This window comes from Chromohalobacter israelensis DSM 3043, assembly GCF_000055785.1.
Taxonomy (GTDB): domain Bacteria; phylum Pseudomonadota; class Gammaproteobacteria; order Pseudomonadales; family Halomonadaceae; genus Chromohalobacter; species Chromohalobacter israelensis.
In genome coordinates this window covers 153,442-168,501 of the sequence record NC_007963.1, presented here as the reverse complement: position 1 = coordinate 168,501, position 15,060 = coordinate 153,442, and the positions used below count along the sequence as shown (strand labels likewise).

Genomic DNA, 15,060 nt, shown 5'->3' with positions numbered 1-15,060 from the left:
ACACACAACGGCAGCATGCAAATAGCGCTTGAGCCGACCCGGGCACGGCACCTACCTTGTGGGGTGCCGGCACAGAGAGGTGCCGCGTTCCTTCAACGATCAGGAGATGACGAAATGGAAATCATCATCGAAAACGCCGGTATGGAAGCCGACGAGTTTCACGCGATGGCCGGTGGCGAAACCGGCGAGGCCTTGCGCAAGACGGCCAAGAACTATCTTGGCAGCCAGAACGTCACCGAGCATCAGCTCGAGGAGCTGCGCATGGCAGGCGGTGAGGATTACGAGGCGCTGCGCCGCGACATGACTCGTCATGCACTGAGCGTGGTCAATGTGCCCCAGGACGCCGCGATCTCCCTGGATATCGCCTTCAAGGGCGGCGCCAAGGCGTGACCCGCAAGCCCACGCCCAGGTAATGCAGCGGCATGGGAGCACGCGCTCCCATGCCGGGTGGACTTGCGCTATCATGATTTTTCCCTGCCCCGCCAATTCCCGCTTGCTGTCATCCGCGACGGCACCGTCTGTCGCGAGGAGTGTGCATGACGTCATCCCATGAGCCCGTCGATACGCTACCGGTGCCCGCCACCGCCAGTGTCGCGCCCGAGGATGTGGCCGCGTACGAAGAAACGTTCCGCGAACCGCGCTTCTGGCACAAGATCACCCGCTATGGGCGTCGCGCCGGCCGCGAAGTCACGCGCCGCGCGCTGCAGTTGTACTTCGTCATGCAGCGTCCCGACGTACCGTTGTGGGCCAAATCCACGATTCTCGGTGCGCTGGGCTATTTCATCTCGCCTTTGGACGCCATTCCCGACCTGATCCCCGCCGGCGGTTACGTGGATGACGCCAGCGTGCTCGGCGCCGCCTTGATCGCGGTGTCGGTGTACATCGACGACGACGTCAAGGCCCGCGCCGAGCAGGCCATGCCCAAGTGGCTGTGACGCGTGGCGGCGGGATGACAGACGGCCCTTGGCCGTCTGCTCCCATGGTGACGCGACTAGAAGTAATAGCCGATATTGAGGTTGGTGCGTAGCTCCCATTCGCCACTGCCCTCCGCATCCGCCGAGGCCAGCCCGACACCGCCGGGCATGCCGCCCATCATGTTCATGTTCTTGCCCCAGGTGACATCCAGCCACCCCATCACCGGCAAGGCGAAGAACTGTACACCGACGGTTTCCATCTGCGAGTCGTCCCAACCACTGCGGTCTTTCACCAGCCGACTGTAGTCGTTGTAGAAACGCAGCTTCTTGACCGGGCCGAGGCGCGGCGTCGGCAAGTCGTAGGCAATGTTGAGCACCCCCACGGTCCCTTTCGCGGCCACGCGGTAACTCGGTGTCCCCGGGCCGGCAAAGAGCACGCTGTCGTCGCTCACGCCCTCGGGATTCTCGGGGTCGAAGACATAACGAATGCCCTGGAGCTGCACCTGCCAAGGACCGAAGGTCGTCAAGGCGTGCAGTTCCGTGCCCCAGTAGCTGCCGTTACGGTCCGTCGTGTCGTTGTGCAACTGTCCGACGTATGCCGAGGCCCCCAGTCGACTTTCCCATCCGTCGCCCTGGAAGGTCCGCACCAGGCGGCCACTCAGTTGATTCTGCTTCTCGTTGGCTTGCCCGCTGTTGGTGGGAGCAAGGAAGGCGTCGTCGACGTCATCGGCGGATGCCATGTTAGGCGCATAACGCGTATCCAGCGACAGCGGGTTCTTGAAGAAGCCGACCTGCGCCTCCCACTCGGGACCTTCGTAGACGTATTTGGCCCCCAGCGCGGTGTTGTGACCCATCCCCAGGTAGAAGGGGATGTTGAAGGTCCAGCCGAATTGCGGATACGGCATGATACCGAACGGCTCGAACGTGGCCCCCATTTCCAGGCGCGAGCGGGAAGAAAAGCGGTAGCCGAAGAAGCCGTGCTCCAGGACACGGACGTCGTTGTCCTTGAACCAATAAGAAAGATCCAGGAAGAGGTCGTCCTTTTCCGCTTCCAGGTCGAGGTAGAAGGCATCGAAATCGATATCGCCACCGCCTTGCTGCTTGTCGCTCGACGACCAGTCCTCGTAGCGATGATTGAAGCGCAGCGCTCCACCCAATTCCAGGGCATCGGCCCAGCTCTGGGCCGTTTGCGGTGTCGTGGGAGCGTCTTCCCTGACGGGAGGCGTCGCCTCGTCGGCAGGCGCCGCGTGGGCGATCGATGCGGCGCCGAATAGCGAGAGAGTCCAGCATGCGAGAATGGGTGTCGATGTCATGGCAACGGGGTTCATTGTGATTGTTTCCCTACTATTGAGATATAACCCCCCACCCCGTAACGCGACGCAATAAGGTACCCGGTGTCGAGGCACGAGGCTCGACACGCATGAGCGTCGGTAGAGGGCGGGACGGTGATGGCTGACTCGGCGTCAGCCTTCAGCGAAGCAGTGGTCGTTCGGATTCAGGACTCGAGGGTCGTCGGCACCTCCTCGCATCGCGATGAAGAAAAAGGACCGGCCGTCATCCCGCACGGCCGGCGCGATGAAAGCCTCAGTACAATTTCTTTTGCGGCGGGCCGGCGAACACCAGTTCCCCGAAGGACGCCATGTCGACTTCCACAAGCGCTGGTCCTGCGTGTGCGACCGCATCCTGCAGCACTCGCGCTGCCTCGTCCGCGCTCGACAGGTGCCAATGCGGCAGGCCCATGGCGTCCGCCAGCCTGGTGAACGACGGCGTCAAAAGCTCGTTGTAATACTGGCGATCGGAGAAGTGGTTGCGCTGGATGCCTCGCATCACGCCATAACCACCGTCGTTCATGACGATCAACGTCATGTCGAGGTTTTCCTGGACCATCGTGGCCAGTTCGCCGACGCCCAGCATCAAGCCCCCGTCACCGACCAGGCCCACCACCTTGCAGGTGGGCTTGGCCACCGCACTGCCGATGGCCATGGACAAGCCCATGCCGATGGCGCCCGCCAGTGAATGCACGTTGGTGTTGGGTGTCTCGATGGGAAACAGGCGACTGCCCCAGGTACTGCCCGACATGGTGATATCGCGCACCAGGATGCCATCGCCCGGGAGCGCGCGCCGCAAGGCATCGCAGAGTTCGGCATACGGCCCCATTTGCTGGCGCAGCGCACGCTCGGCCGCCGCGACCGCCCTGGCCACTTCGGTGTCGTAGTCGTCGTCGCCCAGCCGGGTCGCCTCGAAATGCTCGGCCAGTGCCTCCAGCACCTCGGTGCAATCCCCCTCGAGGAACTCGTCGACAAGGTAGGTGCGGTGGCAGGCCGCCGGGTCGATATCGATCTGCACCAGCGGGCGCGGCAGCGGCAAGGTGAAGGTCTTGGTCTCATTGCTGCGCAGCTTGGAACCGGCCACGATCAGCAGGTCGGACTGCGCGAGGAGCTCCTCGACGGCGGCGGCGTTGTGAAAGGCCCGCAGACTGCGGGGGTGGCTATCGGCCAGGATGCCGCGCCCGTGGGTGCTGGAGATCACAGGAAGGCCCGCATCGGCCAGACGACGTACGGCATCGCCGGCTTGCAAGGCGCCGCCTCCGACCCAGAGCATGGGGCGACGCGCCTGCTTCAGGCGCTCGACGAGCGACGCGAAACCGCCCTCGTCGAAGGTGGGGGCCGCGGCTCGCGCGACCGCATAGCCGAGCGTCTGGCTCTCGATGGTGGCGCCCTGCAGATCGATGGGAATCTCGACGCTGACGGGCCCCATCGGCGGGGTCATCGCGTCGCGCATGGCACGCCGCAGAACCGGCACGACCTGCTCGGCCGTATGGGCGCTGTAGGCGCGCTTCGAGCATGCACGGAGAAAGCCGATCTGGTCCTGGGTTTCGTGGATGAAGCCCGACTCGCGCCCCAGGTAATCGCGCTCGACCTGCCCCGTGATATGCAGCAGTGGCGCACCGGCGTTCAGCGCCTCCAGCAGGGCACCCACGGCATTCCCGGCCCCCGCGCCCGTGCTGGTCAGGGCCACTCCCAACCCACGTTGACGGCCATGGGCATCCGCCATGGTGACCGCGCCGGCCTCCCCACGCGCCGGGACGAAACGCAGCGCCTCATGGCGACCGATGGCATCGGCGATGGGCAGGTTATGGATGGAAATCACGCCGTAAACAGCGCTGACGCCCTGTTGTATCAGGGTCTCGACGATGGCGTCGCCGACAGTGTTGGGTGTGCTCATAGGTACCTTCGCTCGGGACACCGGGCCCCGCTCTCGTTATCGGACGTCATGTTTCGCTGACTCAGTCGCACCAAGGATTGGGCGTCTGACCGAGTCCCAGGTAAAAGCTCTTCTGCTGCATATAGGCGTGAATGCCCTGGCGCCCCTTTTCGCGCCCCAGCCCGCTCTCCTTGAAGCCGCCGAACGGCGTCGAGATCGAGAACGTCTTGTAGGTGTTGACCCAGACCGTGCCGGCCTCCAGACGAGCGCCCAGGCGTAGGGCATCGCGGTAGTCACGGGTCCAGATGCCCGCCGCGAGGCCATATACGCTGTCGTTGGCTTGCGCGACGAGGTCGTCCTCGTCGTCGAAGGGCGCTGCGACCAGCACGGGCCCGAAGATCTCCTCGCGGCACACCCGCGACGTCGGCGCCAGCCCCTCGATGATGGTGGGCAAGTAGTAACTGCCCGCGGCCAGTGACGGGTCTGTCGGCACCTGACCGCCAATTCGCACGTGTCCGCCGTCCTGGCGTGCCTGATCGACATAGGCCGCCACGGAGTCGCGATGTCGGATATTGATGAGCGGCCCCAGGTGCGTGCCCGGCGTTTCGGGATGGCCCACGCGCAGGCCCCGGGTGATTTCCTCGAGGCGTTCCATGAACGCCGTATAGCAGTCGGCGTGTACATAAAGGCGCGATCCCGCTATACATGCCTGACCCGCCGAGCTGAAAATGCCGTAAGCCACCCCCTTGGCGGCTTGTTCCATATCCGCATCCGGCAACACGATGGTCGGTGACTTGCCGCCCAACTCCAGCGACGTGGAAATCAGCTTGTCGGCGGCGACATGCGCGAGGTGACGGCCCGTCTCGGTTCCCCCCGTGAAGGAGATTCGCCGCACGCCTGGATGCCGTGCCAACGCCTCACCGATCACCCTTCCCTTGCCGGGCAACACGCTCAGCAAGCCTTTCGGCAAGCCAGCCTCCTCGAACAGCGCAGCCAGCTCGAGCGCCATCAGCGGAGTGGCTTCGGCGGGCTTCAAGATCACCGCATTGCCGCCCGCCAGCGCCGGTGCGACCTTTTGCATTTCGCTGGCAATGGGGGAGTTCCAGGGGGTGATGGCCGCGATGACTCCCAGGGGCTCGTAGTGGCTGAAGGTCATGACATCCGCACTGCGCGGCGTGGGCAGCTCGCCTTCCAGCGTTTCGCAGGCCGCCGCGAAATAGCGCGCCGTTCCCGCAGCGCTCATCACCAGACCCCGTGCCTCGGCCAGCGGCTTGCCGTTGTCCCGCGTTTGCAAGGCCGCCAGCGCTTCACACCGCGCTTCGATCAGGCGACTGACCCGGTACAGAACGTCGGCCCGTCGATGCGGCGGCAGGTCACGCCAGGCAGGCTCGCGCCAGGCCCGATCCGCCGCCGCGACGGCATCGTCGACATCCTCGAGACTGGCGGCGTTGAGCTCGGCGTTGATACTGCCATCGGCGGGAAACGTGGAGATCAGCGGCTCGCCACGCCCCTCGCGCCACTCGCCGGCGATGAAAATCTTGTGCATGGTCATGTTAGGCGCCTCCTCGCGCATGACTGTTCAAACGACGACCGGCTCCAGCACCTGACGACAGGCGCGGACGACCGAGAGAGCGGCCAAGGTCGAGGTCTTGGGGTTGCTCGCCAACGGGTAGCCGCTGAGTTCGATCTCGAACTCGCCAAAGTGGCCACGGGCGTGAATACGGTGGGTGTTGCGTGTGGTGTCGGGGTCCACGGTCAACCGCACGGTGGTGTTCTCCATGCCGAGCCCCGCCAGCGCTACGGTGGCGGCGACGTTGGCATTGGCGGGAAACCGCCGGGCCGCGTCACCGGCGCTGCCCTCGAAGAAGACCGTCGGCTGCGTCACGGCATCGAGATCGACCAGTTCCTCGGCGTGACTTCCGCGCCAGCTGGCGGGCGCCTTGCGCGCTTCATAGGTCACGCTCTCGAGCCCGCCCTCGCGGGCGGCCGCCAGGCCGTCCATGCCGGCGACCGCGCCGGCCAGCACGTGCAGCTTGCCACCGCTCCGACGAGCCGCGTCGTGCAGGCGACCATACAAGGCGTCATCGGCCAGGGCGCCCACGGACACCACCGCCAGCGACCAGCCTCGCGCCAGCACCGCGCCACCGTGCTCGGCCAGGCCCGCCTGTCCGGCACACTCGACGACCAGATCCGGACGTTCCCGACAGGTGTCGACCGAGGTCATCACCTCGACGTCCTGGCCCAGCCGCGCGACCGTCTCGGCCACGCTCAACTCGGGTACCACGACCCAACGCAGCGCCAGTCCCGAGGGCAGCAGCTCGTGCACGGCACGCCCCATGGCGCCGTATCCAATCATCATCACTGTCTTGGCTGTCATCGGTCCGTCCTGGCTCAGAGGTGGCGATTGAAACCACCGGAGACATCGAGCGCCGCGCCGGTGGTGAAGGAAGCCAGTGGCGAGGCCAGAAAGACCAGGGCACGGGCGGGTTCCTCGGGACGGCCGAGGCGCTTCATGGGAATGCCGCGTTTGGTGGCGATGCCCGCGACCCACTCCTGCCAGGACTGCGAGCGGTCCTCGCGCTGCTCGAAACGGCGCCGCCACTGTCCCGACTCGACCATGCCCAGCAAGATCGAATTGACCCGGATGCCCTCCGCGATCAACTCGTGCGCCAGGGAGTGAGTGAGATTGAGCAAGGCCGCACGGGCCGCCGAGGTCGCGATCATGTGCGGCTCCGGCTGCAATGCCAGCAAGGAATTGACGCAGGTCAGCGAGCCGATGTCGGAGTCGCGCAGGGCACCGCGAAATGCGGCCAGGGGGTTGAGCACACCGCGCAGCTTGAGGTTGGTCTCGTCCAGCCAGGCGGTATCCGGTGTTTCGTCGAGATGTGCCACGTAGCCTTGTCCGGCATTGGCGATCAGCATGTCGATACCGCCGAACCGCGCCTCGACTTGAGCAGCGAACTCCCTGCATGCCTCGGCATCGAGCACGTCGCAGGGGGCGGTGAATATCTCGCCCTCGGGATGGGCCTCGGCGAGCCTGTCGCGCGCGGCTTCCAGACGGCTCGCATCACGGCCGCAAAACGCCACGCTGGCGCCCGATTCGAGCAGCAGGCGCACGGTTTCGAGTCCGATTCCCGAGGAGCCACCGGTGACCACGGCCACACGTCGTTCGATCTGAAAACTCATAAGTCGCTTTTCTCCTGGCTCGGCGACAGCGTCGCCATGAAATCCGCAACGGCGGCGGCGAAAGCAGCGGGAGCGTCGATATAACTGATGTGCCCGGCACACGGGATGTCGCGATACGCGACCCCGAGACGCTCCGCCAGGGCACGCGCACCGCTCGGCGGCGTGATGCGGTCCTCGTCGCCGCATAGCACCCGAGTGGGCACGGACGTGCCGCTCGCATGGTCCTCCAGCGAGTCGTTGGCCAGCATCCAGCTGGCCTGGGCGAATCCCGACACCTCGAGGCGGTGCATGCCGGCCTGGACACGCGCGATATCTTCCACGCGAGCGTTCTCGCGCAACAGCCTGGGCGCTCGCGCCGCTGCGTAGGCCGCGTGCCCTTGCGCGGCGAGTTGCGTCCAACGACTCCGGTAAACGGCATCGCGCTTGTCGGGATCGGCATGGCGATAGCCCTGGGCAGGGTCGGCCAGCAGCAGCCCCGAGACCCGGTCAGGGAAGTCACGGGCATAGGCACTCGCGATCAACGCACCCAGTGAGTGGCCGATCAGCACCACGCGCTCGAGTGCCAGCGCTTCCAGCCATGCCGCCAGCCGCAAGGCATAGTCCCGTGCCGTGGGATGGGGCTCGGCCAGCGCCGAGCTCTCGCCGTAGCCCGGCGCGTCCCAGGCCAGCCAGCGGACTCCCGTCGCCTGATGCATCAGCGGTGCCCAGGAACGGGCTCCGGAACTGATGCCATGCAACAGCACGACGGGGATGCCACTGCCCATGTCGCAAAACGCCTGACGTCCGGACGCAAGCGACACCTCGCGACACTGGACTTCCGCCGCCTCGAGGGCGTCGTCCGGCACGTTCATGATTGCCGCTTGATCTTGGATAGCGGATGGTCGTCCGGATACGTCGGAATCTGCGGTTTGGGTGTGCCCAGCATGACGCACATGAGTGCCTCTTCCTCGCTTTCGTTGAGCAGGCCCCGATAAATGCCAGGCGGAACAGACACGACATCGCGCTCGTGGAGCACGGTCTCGGTGTAGTTGTCGCCTTCCTTGAGATACAGGCGAATACGGCCCTTGAGCACGAAAAAGACTTCTTCGACATCATCATGGACATGCAAGGGGCCTTCGCATTGGGAAGGCAGCACCATGGTCGAAAAGGTGAAATGCTCGGCCGGAATCGTGTTCGAATCGTCTGCGACACCCGTCGCACCAGTACCGATATATCGCATCTGGGCGCGCCGATACTTGGGATCGAAATCGGCCTGGAACTTGAGCGCATTCCAGTCGTATTTACGCCCCGCGAAACGCGCCACACGCGATTCGATCCAGTCGCTGAACGACATGTCTTCCGGGCGCTTCCAGGTCGCAATAGATTGAGTCATTGGATGGTTCCTCTTTATAGGCTCAGGGGTAAGCGCCGCGCAGAGACGGCGCGATCCTGGCGGTTCAGTAACGCCGCACCAGGGGCAACAGCACAGCACCGCCGGCAAAGGCCAACACCGCCATGAACAAGAGTCCGGCCGTCATATTGCCGGTCGAGGCAATCAGGGCGCCGATGATGACCGGCGTCAAAGCACCGGAAAAATTGCCGAATCCATTGAGAATGCCGCCGGCCGTGGCACTGACCTTGGCAGGTGTCGCCTTGGCCAGCAGGGCGAAGATGTTGGGGGCGCCCACGCCCCAGCACATGGCGCTGAACGACATGGCGGAGATCATGGCGATATTCGAGGCGTCGATGGACAGCACGAGCAGCAGGCCGAGACCGGCGCCGAACAACGAGAACGCACACATCAACGCCCGCTTGTCGAACCGATCGGAGACGAACGCTCCCACGACCTCGCCGACCAGCATCGCGATGAACGGAAGGGAGGAAAAAATGCCCGCCGAATCGAGGTCGATGCCCTTGTCCTCGACCAGGTAGGTCGGCAGCCAGCTATTGAGTCCCCAGAGATAGGCCAGGAACGCGATATTGAAGACACAGATCGCCCAGAAGGAGAGATTTCCGAACAATTCCCGAGTCGACTGGCGATGGCTGGACAGGGGCACATGCTTGTCGCCGCGCGCCTTTTGCAAGGGCGATTTCGTCGATACATCGACCTTGCGAAACACCCATACCACCAGCATGAGAAGAGGAATCGTCAGCAAGGCCATGGCGAAGAAGGTCGCCCGCCATCCAAAGTTATCCAGAATATAGATCGTGAAGGGGAATCCGATCGACGCACCGATGGGTGTGCCTAAAAGCCAGAGCATGGTGGCACGCGCCTGTTCGCGGGGTGCGAAGGTACGCTTGACGATGGTATAGGCGATGGCGAACATCGGCCCCTCGGCAATGCCCAGCACGATGCGCAACGTCAACATCTGAGCGTAGGATTCCGCGAACCCCATGATCGTCATGATGACGGCCGTCAACACCAGCATGGCGTAGAGACATTTCTTGGGGCTGATGATGTCGCTCAAGAACCCAAGGAACATCGAAGAGAAGCCGTAGGACAGGAGAAACCCCGTCATCAAGAATCCCAGCTTGGTGGTTTCGCCTTCTACACCCAATGCGCCTTGGAAGGCAGGGCTGGAAAGCAGTACCGCGATGCTGATCTTGTCGAAAAAGGAAAGAATGACGCAGCAAAGCAAGGCAAAAGGAATCGCCCAGCGTTTGATGCCTGCGTGTTGTACGTCGTCAGGTGTCTCGGCTGCCGGTGCCGATGATTGGGAAGATGCAGTCGTTGTCGTCATGGGACATTACCATTGTCATTGTTATGGAGGTTTGACGTCGGTTATTCGCTACCGAAGCCGCATGAGGTTGCTGGTGGGATCACCCAGCATGTCGGGATCGAGCACGCGTCTTGCCGCAAGCCAACGCTTGGCCAGCTTGATATGCCGAGGTTGATCGAAGGTCACGGCCTGGCATAAGCGATCGGCGGCATCCAGATAGAAGAAGCTCGTGCCCAGAGGCTCCTGACGCACGACGCAGCGCGTGTCGGGGCAAGGCGTCCCCAGGATCTGAATGTTGGTGCCGTATTGGTCGGACCAGAGCCAGGCGGGATCGTCGTATGCCGCCGCCTTGCCCAGCAGACCGCGCGCCGCCGCTATCGCCTGGTTCTGGGCATACCCCCAGGACTGCAGGCACTGCCCCAGCACGGGATGCTGGGTCACGTCACCGGCGGCGAAGATATCCGCCACCGAGGTCGCGCCGGCCTGGTCGACGACAATGCCTTGCTGCGTCGCGACACCGGCCTCGCGGGCCAGCTCGAGACCGAAATCGACTCCCGTCCCGACTACCGCCAGGTCGGCTTGCGTGTCATGCACGTCACTCGTGATGCGTACGCCACTGGCCAGGGGCGTGATCGCCACATCGCCGCAATTCAGCCGCAGCGCCACGTTTTCCCGGAGATGCAACGCGGCCAAGGCCTCGGATACCTCCGGTCCGACGCTCCGGGCGCAGAGCGCCGCTTGCCGTTCGAAGACCTCGACCTCGAGCCCCAGCCGGCGCGCGGTGGCCGCCACCTCGAGGCCGATCCAGCCACCACCGACGACCGCCAGCCGTCGGGCATCGGCCAGGCGCCGCTTGAGTCGCTGAGCATCGTCCCAGGAGCGCAGGGTGAGGACGTCGTCGTGCTCGGCCCAGCGTGGATCAGGCAGGCGAGGCGTGGCTCCCGTCGCGATCAAGAGCCGGTCGTAGGCGAGCCGTTCGCCATCGTCGAGGGTGACCGTATGGGCGTGACTATCGATGTGCGTTGCCCGCTTCGGGCGTCGCCAGTCGATCGACCAGCCGGCCACGTCATCTTCCGGAAAAAGGCGGGGCAAGGAGGCATCACCGGAGAGCACGGCCTTGGACAGCGGCGGTCGCTCGTAGAAATCATGAGGCTCATCGGCCACCACGGTGAGCGTACCGCCAAAGCCTTCCTCGCGGAGCGTCTTGCAGGCCCACCCGGCGGCCTGGCCGCCGCCGATCACCACGATGCGAGAAATGGGTTCCGACATGTTCAGGCCCTTTCGTGGGGCGCCTTCTGGCGGCGCGTTTCGATATCGATACCGCCTTCGACGGCCCATTCGGTAAAGGAGGCCAGCGAGTGCTCGAGTTCGCGTGGTGACCAGGCCTCGGTCAGGAAGTCCTCGTTGGTGTAATACTCGAAGGCGCCCCCCAGAGGGCTGTTCACGTACCAGAAGTACGCCGACGAGATCGGATGGCGACCGGGGCCGATGAACGTGGTCCACGCCTGGCGTGTCATGGCCAGGCCACCGCCGATCACTTCATGGATGTCGCGCACCGTGAACGCCACATGGTTGAGGCCACGTCCCCGGTGCGGCACCTTGAGCAGGAACAGGTTGTGGTGGCCGCCGCGTGCCTGCATGCGCAGGAACACCGCCCGATCGATATAGCGATCGGACACGTGGAACCCCAGGCACTCCCGATAGAAATGCTCGGTGGCCGTGAGATCGTCGACGAAGAACACCGCATGCCCGATCCCCACCGGATGCGCGGCTTCATAGACGGGGCTCGGCTGGTCCACGCGCCGGATGTCGCCCCACTGATTGATCGCCGGCACCTCCAGCTCGACGTCGCGCAGGGTGCTGACGCGTATGCGTACCGTCAGCCCGTTGGGATCACGACACTCGAGCGCATCGCCATGGTCGACGAATCCCGGTTGGTCAGCGAGCCGTTCGCGCAGCGTCTGCAACGCCTCGGACGAAGCAGCGCCCCACGTCATCCGACGCAGTGTCGAACCGCTCTCGAAGGCCTCGGGCAGATCGACGTCATCCACGGCGCGCACACGCAGCCGCGCACCGTTCAGGGCCTCGAACGTATCGCTCACGGCCTGGTCGCCGTCCTGCTGTCGCGGCCGCAGGCCGAAATCCGCGGCAAACCGTTTACCTTTCTCGGTGTCTTCCACACCGAACTCCAACTCTTCGATACCTACGATGCTCATCGCACTTCTCCTCCCGGTAGGGTGCTATCGCTTGCCCGGTAGCCGATGACAGGCAAGGGGCCCCCGCTTTGCCGTCCCGCAGGACGGCAAACATGGTCGTTGCTATGGGATAGGGCGCATCACACGCGGCTTGGCGCGTCAGGCCCCGCTACTCGATACGGTTGGTCATGGCATATCCGATCGCCTCGCTCGCGGGTCGTGATATCCCAGCATCTCGGAAATGGTCATGGCGGCATCTTCGACATAGCCGCGCAGGCGCTCACGGTCCTCGGCGGGAATCTCGTGGACGGGCACCATGATGCTGATGGCGCCGGCGACGTCGCCCTCTTGCGTAAAGAGCGGGTAGACGATCGAGGAAATCCCCAACTGGAAGAACGACTCGCCGACCACATAGCCCCGCGCCCGGTCGTCCTGCACCAGTTGCCATAGCGCTTCGCGATCGGCCGGGGCTCCCGGTCGGGTATCCGGCAGTTCCGGGTCGGGATAGAGCCGCTCGAAGGCCTCGCGGGACATGCCGGTCAACAGGACCCGGCCCAGGGACGTGCGATGCACCGGCAGACGCGTCCCGACACTGACACGATGGGTCGTGGTACCGGCCGCACTGACACGGGCCACGTAGATCACATCGCGACCGTCGCGAATCACGATATGACTGGAACAGCCGCTACGGTCGCGCAGCGATTCGATGACCGGCTGGCCCACCTGCACCAGATCGAGGGACGAGACGTACTCGAAGCCGAGCCGCAGGACACTGACGCCGAGGGAATACAGGCCGCTGGACGGATGACGGCGCACGAAGCCCATGTACTCCAGCGTCTGCACGGCTCGATACACGGAAGCCTTGGGCCACTCCACGCATTTGACGATCTCGGCCAGACTCATCTCGCGATGGCTGCGGCTCAAGGCCATGAGAATCGTCAGGCCACGCTCCAGCCCGGGAATCACGTACTTGCGCGTCTCGTCGTCGGCCATCTCTCTCTCCTGCGTTCGCGCTTGTTTCAGCGACACACGAATCCGCCATTGACGGGAATCAGCTGGCCCGTCACGAAGTCGGACCACTCGGACAATAGATAGAGCACGGTGCCATCGATATCCCCCGGCTGCTGCTCGGCCGGTAACGCGCGGCCAGCGGCATAGTGGGCATAACGTTCGGCGGGCACGTATTCCGTCGCCTCGCAATGCGTCAAGCCCGGGGCAATGGCATTGACGCAGATCCCCTGTTCGCCCAGCTCGCGCGCCATCGAGCGCGTCATCGCGATCACCGCGCCTTTACTGGCGACATAGGCCATCAAACGAGGTGCGCCCCACAACGCGGTATCGGATGCCAGGTTGACGATCTTGGCACGGGCCGAGCCGGCATCGGCCTCACGAGAAAGCAGCGGTATCGCCTCGCGGGTCACCAGCCACAGACCGCGTACGTTGATGCGCATGACACGGTCCCAGAGCGCCGGGTCGTAATCGACCAGGGTCTTGCCGCCGACCTGGGTCGCCAATGCCGCATTGTTCACCAGGCCGTCCAGCGCGCCGCCCGCTCCAATCGCCGCCATCGCGTTGCGAATGGAATCCTCGTCGCCCTGGTCCATGGGCTGTGTCTCGACATCCGCGCCTCGCTCGCGCAGGCTCTCGGCGACCTGCGCCAGCTCCTCGGTCAGGATATCGCTGAGCACCAGGCGCGCGCCCTGCTCGGCCGCGGCCTCGGCAATGCTGCGGCCCAGGCCACGCGCCGCCCCCGTGATCAACACACGTTTACCGGCCAGCCCGCTACGCATGTCAGGCAACCTCCTGGCGCCGCGACAATTGCTGCTTGGCCGCCTTGCGCATGACCCGGCGCAACCGCGAGAGGCCGACGTCATGCTGATACAGGTTTTCATGGTCCCGCGCGCAGGGCGCCATGTCCTCGAGGATCAGGCGGTCCTGCTCCAGCACGTCCCAGTGCAGCCCTTCCAGCTTGGTACGGTAGAAGAACCGCCAGACCTGGCGCTGCCACCCCTCGACGCGGCGCACCCGCCAGAAGAAGACGCGGCAATGCTCACTGTCCTCCGGGGTCGCCATGCCGATGATCCAGAATGGCCCGCCCGGCCCGAAACGCTGCTTGTAGGGAATCGAGAGCCGCAGCCACATGGCCCCGGTGTTGCCGTACTCCACCCAGTCGAAGTTCACGCCCGTCTGGCCGGTCTTCTTGAAGATGAAACCGCTGTCGGTAGGCTCCAGCGCCATTTCGGCCTGCCGGTCGCCTTCCGCCATCGAGTGAGAGTTGGCATGCAGGTAGGTGCCGTGCATGGGATCCATGACGTTGTCGACGGCGTATTGATAGTTGCATTGCCACGAAGCGGTACAGACGAAATTGGCATAGGCAGTCTCGTCGGCCAGTTGCTCGGGCAGCGTCAGCGGTGCCGGCGTCTCATCGGCCGTGGCGGCGAAATAGACGAACACCGCGCCATTGGCTTCCTGAACGGGGTAGCGACGCACGCACGGCTTGTCCACCAGGGGGCTGTTGGCGATCGCCGGCACGTCGCGAACCACCCCGGCGTTGTCGACTTCCACCCCGTGATACCAGCACGCCAGACGATCGCCCAGGTTCCACCCCATCGACAGCCGGGCGCCCCGGTGGGGGCAGCGGTCTTCGATCGCATGAATCTCGCCCTGGTGATCGCGCCACAGCACCAGGTTTTCGCCCAGGCGTGTGATACCCAACGGCTCGCTTCCGACTTCCCAGCTGGCAACGACCGGATACCAAAGCGAGCGCAGCCCCGCATCGAGGTAGTCTTGGATGGCGCTATCGGTCAGCGAAAGATCGTTCATGACATCAGCCTCGTTGTTCTTGATGACGGCAGTTCATTA

Annotated in this window: 15 protein-coding genes; 2 read left to right on the top strand and 13 right to left on the bottom strand. The window is 64.4% G+C overall.

Features of this window, described 5'->3' with window-relative positions:
- The first annotated feature begins 114 nt into the window (after nt 1-114).
- Both CSAL_RS00740 and CSAL_RS00735 read left to right on the top strand, forming a co-directional pair.
- Nucleotides 115-390: a hypothetical protein gene (locus tag CSAL_RS00740; RefSeq protein WP_011505456.1), complete on the top strand. Its 276-nt coding sequence runs from the start codon at nt 115-117 to the stop codon at nt 388-390.
- Between the two features lie 146 nt (nt 391-536).
- On the top strand, nt 537-935 hold the full coding sequence (locus CSAL_RS00735; protein WP_011505455.1) for a YkvA family protein: 399 nt from the start codon (nt 537-539) through the stop codon (nt 933-935).
- A 56-nt stretch (nt 936-991) separates the two neighbouring features.
- On the opposite strand, the gene CSAL_RS00730 is transcribed toward CSAL_RS00735, so the two are convergent.
- From CSAL_RS00730 to CSAL_RS00670, 13 genes are all read right to left on the bottom strand, one after another.
- Nucleotides 992-2,227, bottom strand: coding sequence for a hypothetical protein (locus tag CSAL_RS00730; RefSeq protein ID WP_043557832.1), 1,236 nt, complete (start codon nt 2,225-2,227; stop codon nt 992-994).
- A 271-nt stretch (nt 2,228-2,498) separates the two neighbouring features.
- The gene (locus CSAL_RS00725) at nt 2,499-4,139 is read right to left on the bottom strand and encodes a thiamine pyrophosphate-binding protein (RefSeq protein WP_011505453.1); all 1,641 of its coding nucleotides are present in this window, start codon (nt 4,137-4,139) and stop codon (nt 2,499-2,501) included.
- Nucleotides 4,140-4,200: 61 nt separating this feature from the next.
- Nucleotides 4,201-5,670 (bottom strand): aldehyde dehydrogenase, encoded by a 1,470-nt coding sequence (locus CSAL_RS00720; protein WP_011505452.1) that lies wholly within the window; start codon nt 5,668-5,670, stop codon nt 4,201-4,203.
- 27 nt (nt 5,671-5,697) lie between these two features.
- On the bottom strand, nt 5,698-6,495 hold the full coding sequence (locus tag CSAL_RS00715; RefSeq protein WP_011505451.1) for an aspartate dehydrogenase: 798 nt from the start codon (nt 6,493-6,495) through the stop codon (nt 5,698-5,700).
- Between the two features lie 14 nt (nt 6,496-6,509).
- Nucleotides 6,510-7,304 (bottom strand): SDR family oxidoreductase, encoded by a 795-nt coding sequence (locus tag CSAL_RS00710; protein WP_011505450.1) that lies wholly within the window; start codon nt 7,302-7,304, stop codon nt 6,510-6,512.
- Nucleotides 7,301-8,155, bottom strand: coding sequence for an alpha/beta fold hydrolase (locus tag CSAL_RS00705; RefSeq protein ID WP_011505449.1), 855 nt, complete (start codon nt 8,153-8,155; stop codon nt 7,301-7,303). Before CSAL_RS00705 ends, CSAL_RS00710 begins: the two co-directional genes overlap by 4 nt.
- The gene (locus CSAL_RS00700; RefSeq protein WP_011505448.1) at nt 8,152-8,676 is read right to left on the bottom strand and encodes a cupin domain-containing protein; all 525 of its coding nucleotides are present in this window, start codon (nt 8,674-8,676) and stop codon (nt 8,152-8,154) included. Before CSAL_RS00700 ends, CSAL_RS00705 begins: the two co-directional genes overlap by 4 nt.
- 64 nt (nt 8,677-8,740) lie before the next feature.
- The gene (locus tag CSAL_RS00695) at nt 8,741-10,024 is read right to left on the bottom strand and encodes an MFS transporter (RefSeq protein WP_011505447.1); all 1,284 of its coding nucleotides are present in this window, start codon (nt 10,022-10,024) and stop codon (nt 8,741-8,743) included.
- Nucleotides 10,025-10,072: 48 nt separating this feature from the next.
- Complete coding sequence (locus tag CSAL_RS00690; RefSeq protein ID WP_011505446.1) at nt 10,073-11,272, bottom strand: NAD(P)/FAD-dependent oxidoreductase; 1,200 nt, start codon at nt 11,270-11,272, stop codon at nt 10,073-10,075.
- A gap of 2 nt (nt 11,273-11,274) precedes the next feature.
- Complete coding sequence (locus CSAL_RS00685) at nt 11,275-12,219, bottom strand: VOC family protein (protein ID WP_011505445.1); 945 nt, start codon at nt 12,217-12,219, stop codon at nt 11,275-11,277.
- A gap of 165 nt (nt 12,220-12,384) precedes the next feature.
- The gene (locus CSAL_RS00680; RefSeq protein WP_011505444.1) at nt 12,385-13,191 is read right to left on the bottom strand and encodes an IclR family transcriptional regulator; all 807 of its coding nucleotides are present in this window, start codon (nt 13,189-13,191) and stop codon (nt 12,385-12,387) included.
- A 26-nt stretch (nt 13,192-13,217) separates the two neighbouring features.
- Complete coding sequence (locus CSAL_RS00675; protein WP_011505443.1) at nt 13,218-13,988, bottom strand: SDR family oxidoreductase; 771 nt, start codon at nt 13,986-13,988, stop codon at nt 13,218-13,220.
- 1 nt (nt 13,989) lies between these two features.
- Nucleotides 13,990-15,021 carry a Rieske 2Fe-2S domain-containing protein gene (locus CSAL_RS00670; RefSeq protein WP_011505442.1) on the bottom strand — a complete coding sequence of 344 codons (1,032 nt, stop codon included), beginning with the start codon at nt 15,019-15,021 and terminating at the stop codon, nt 13,990-13,992.
- Nucleotides 15,022-15,060 lie beyond the last annotated feature (39 nt).

Coding starts and splice junctions, on each gene's coding strand:
- CSAL_RS00720 (WP_011505452.1), bottom strand. CDS start 5,670: ATGACCATGCACAAGATTTTCATCGCCGGCGAGTGGCGCGAGGGGCGT.
- CSAL_RS00705 (WP_011505449.1), bottom strand. CDS start 8,155: ATGAACGTGCCGGACGACGCCCTCGAGGCGGCGGAAGTCCAGTGTCGC.
- CSAL_RS00700 (WP_011505448.1), bottom strand. CDS start 8,676: ATGACTCAATCTATTGCGACCTGGAAGCGCCCGGAAGACATGTCGTTC.
- CSAL_RS00710 (WP_011505450.1), bottom strand. CDS start 7,304: ATGAGTTTTCAGATCGAACGACGTGTGGCCGTGGTCACCGGTGGCTCC.
- CSAL_RS00725 (WP_011505453.1), bottom strand. CDS start 4,139: ATGAGCACACCCAACACTGTCGGCGACGCCATCGTCGAGACCCTGATA.
- CSAL_RS00680 (WP_011505444.1), bottom strand. CDS start 13,191: ATGGCCGACGACGAGACGCGCAAGTACGTGATTCCCGGGCTGGAGCGT.
- CSAL_RS00685 (WP_011505445.1), bottom strand. CDS start 12,219: ATGAGCATCGTAGGTATCGAAGAGTTGGAGTTCGGTGTGGAAGACACC.
- CSAL_RS00695 (WP_011505447.1), bottom strand. CDS start 10,024: ATGACGACAACGACTGCATCTTCCCAATCATCGGCACCGGCAGCCGAG.
- CSAL_RS00735 (WP_011505455.1), top strand. CDS start 537: ATGACGTCATCCCATGAGCCCGTCGATACGCTACCGGTGCCCGCCACC.
- CSAL_RS00715 (WP_011505451.1), bottom strand. CDS start 6,495: ATGACAGCCAAGACAGTGATGATGATTGGATACGGCGCCATGGGGCGT.
- CSAL_RS00690 (WP_011505446.1), bottom strand. CDS start 11,272: ATGTCGGAACCCATTTCTCGCATCGTGGTGATCGGCGGCGGCCAGGCC.
- CSAL_RS00730 (WP_043557832.1), bottom strand. CDS start 2,227: ATGACATCGACACCCATTCTCGCATGCTGGACTCTCTCGCTATTCGGC.
- CSAL_RS00670 (WP_011505442.1), bottom strand. CDS start 15,021: ATGAACGATCTTTCGCTGACCGATAGCGCCATCCAAGACTACCTCGAT.
- CSAL_RS00740 (WP_011505456.1), top strand. CDS start 115: ATGGAAATCATCATCGAAAACGCCGGTATGGAAGCCGACGAGTTTCAC.
- CSAL_RS00675 (WP_011505443.1), bottom strand. CDS start 13,988: ATGCGTAGCGGGCTGGCCGGTAAACGTGTGTTGATCACGGGGGCGGCG.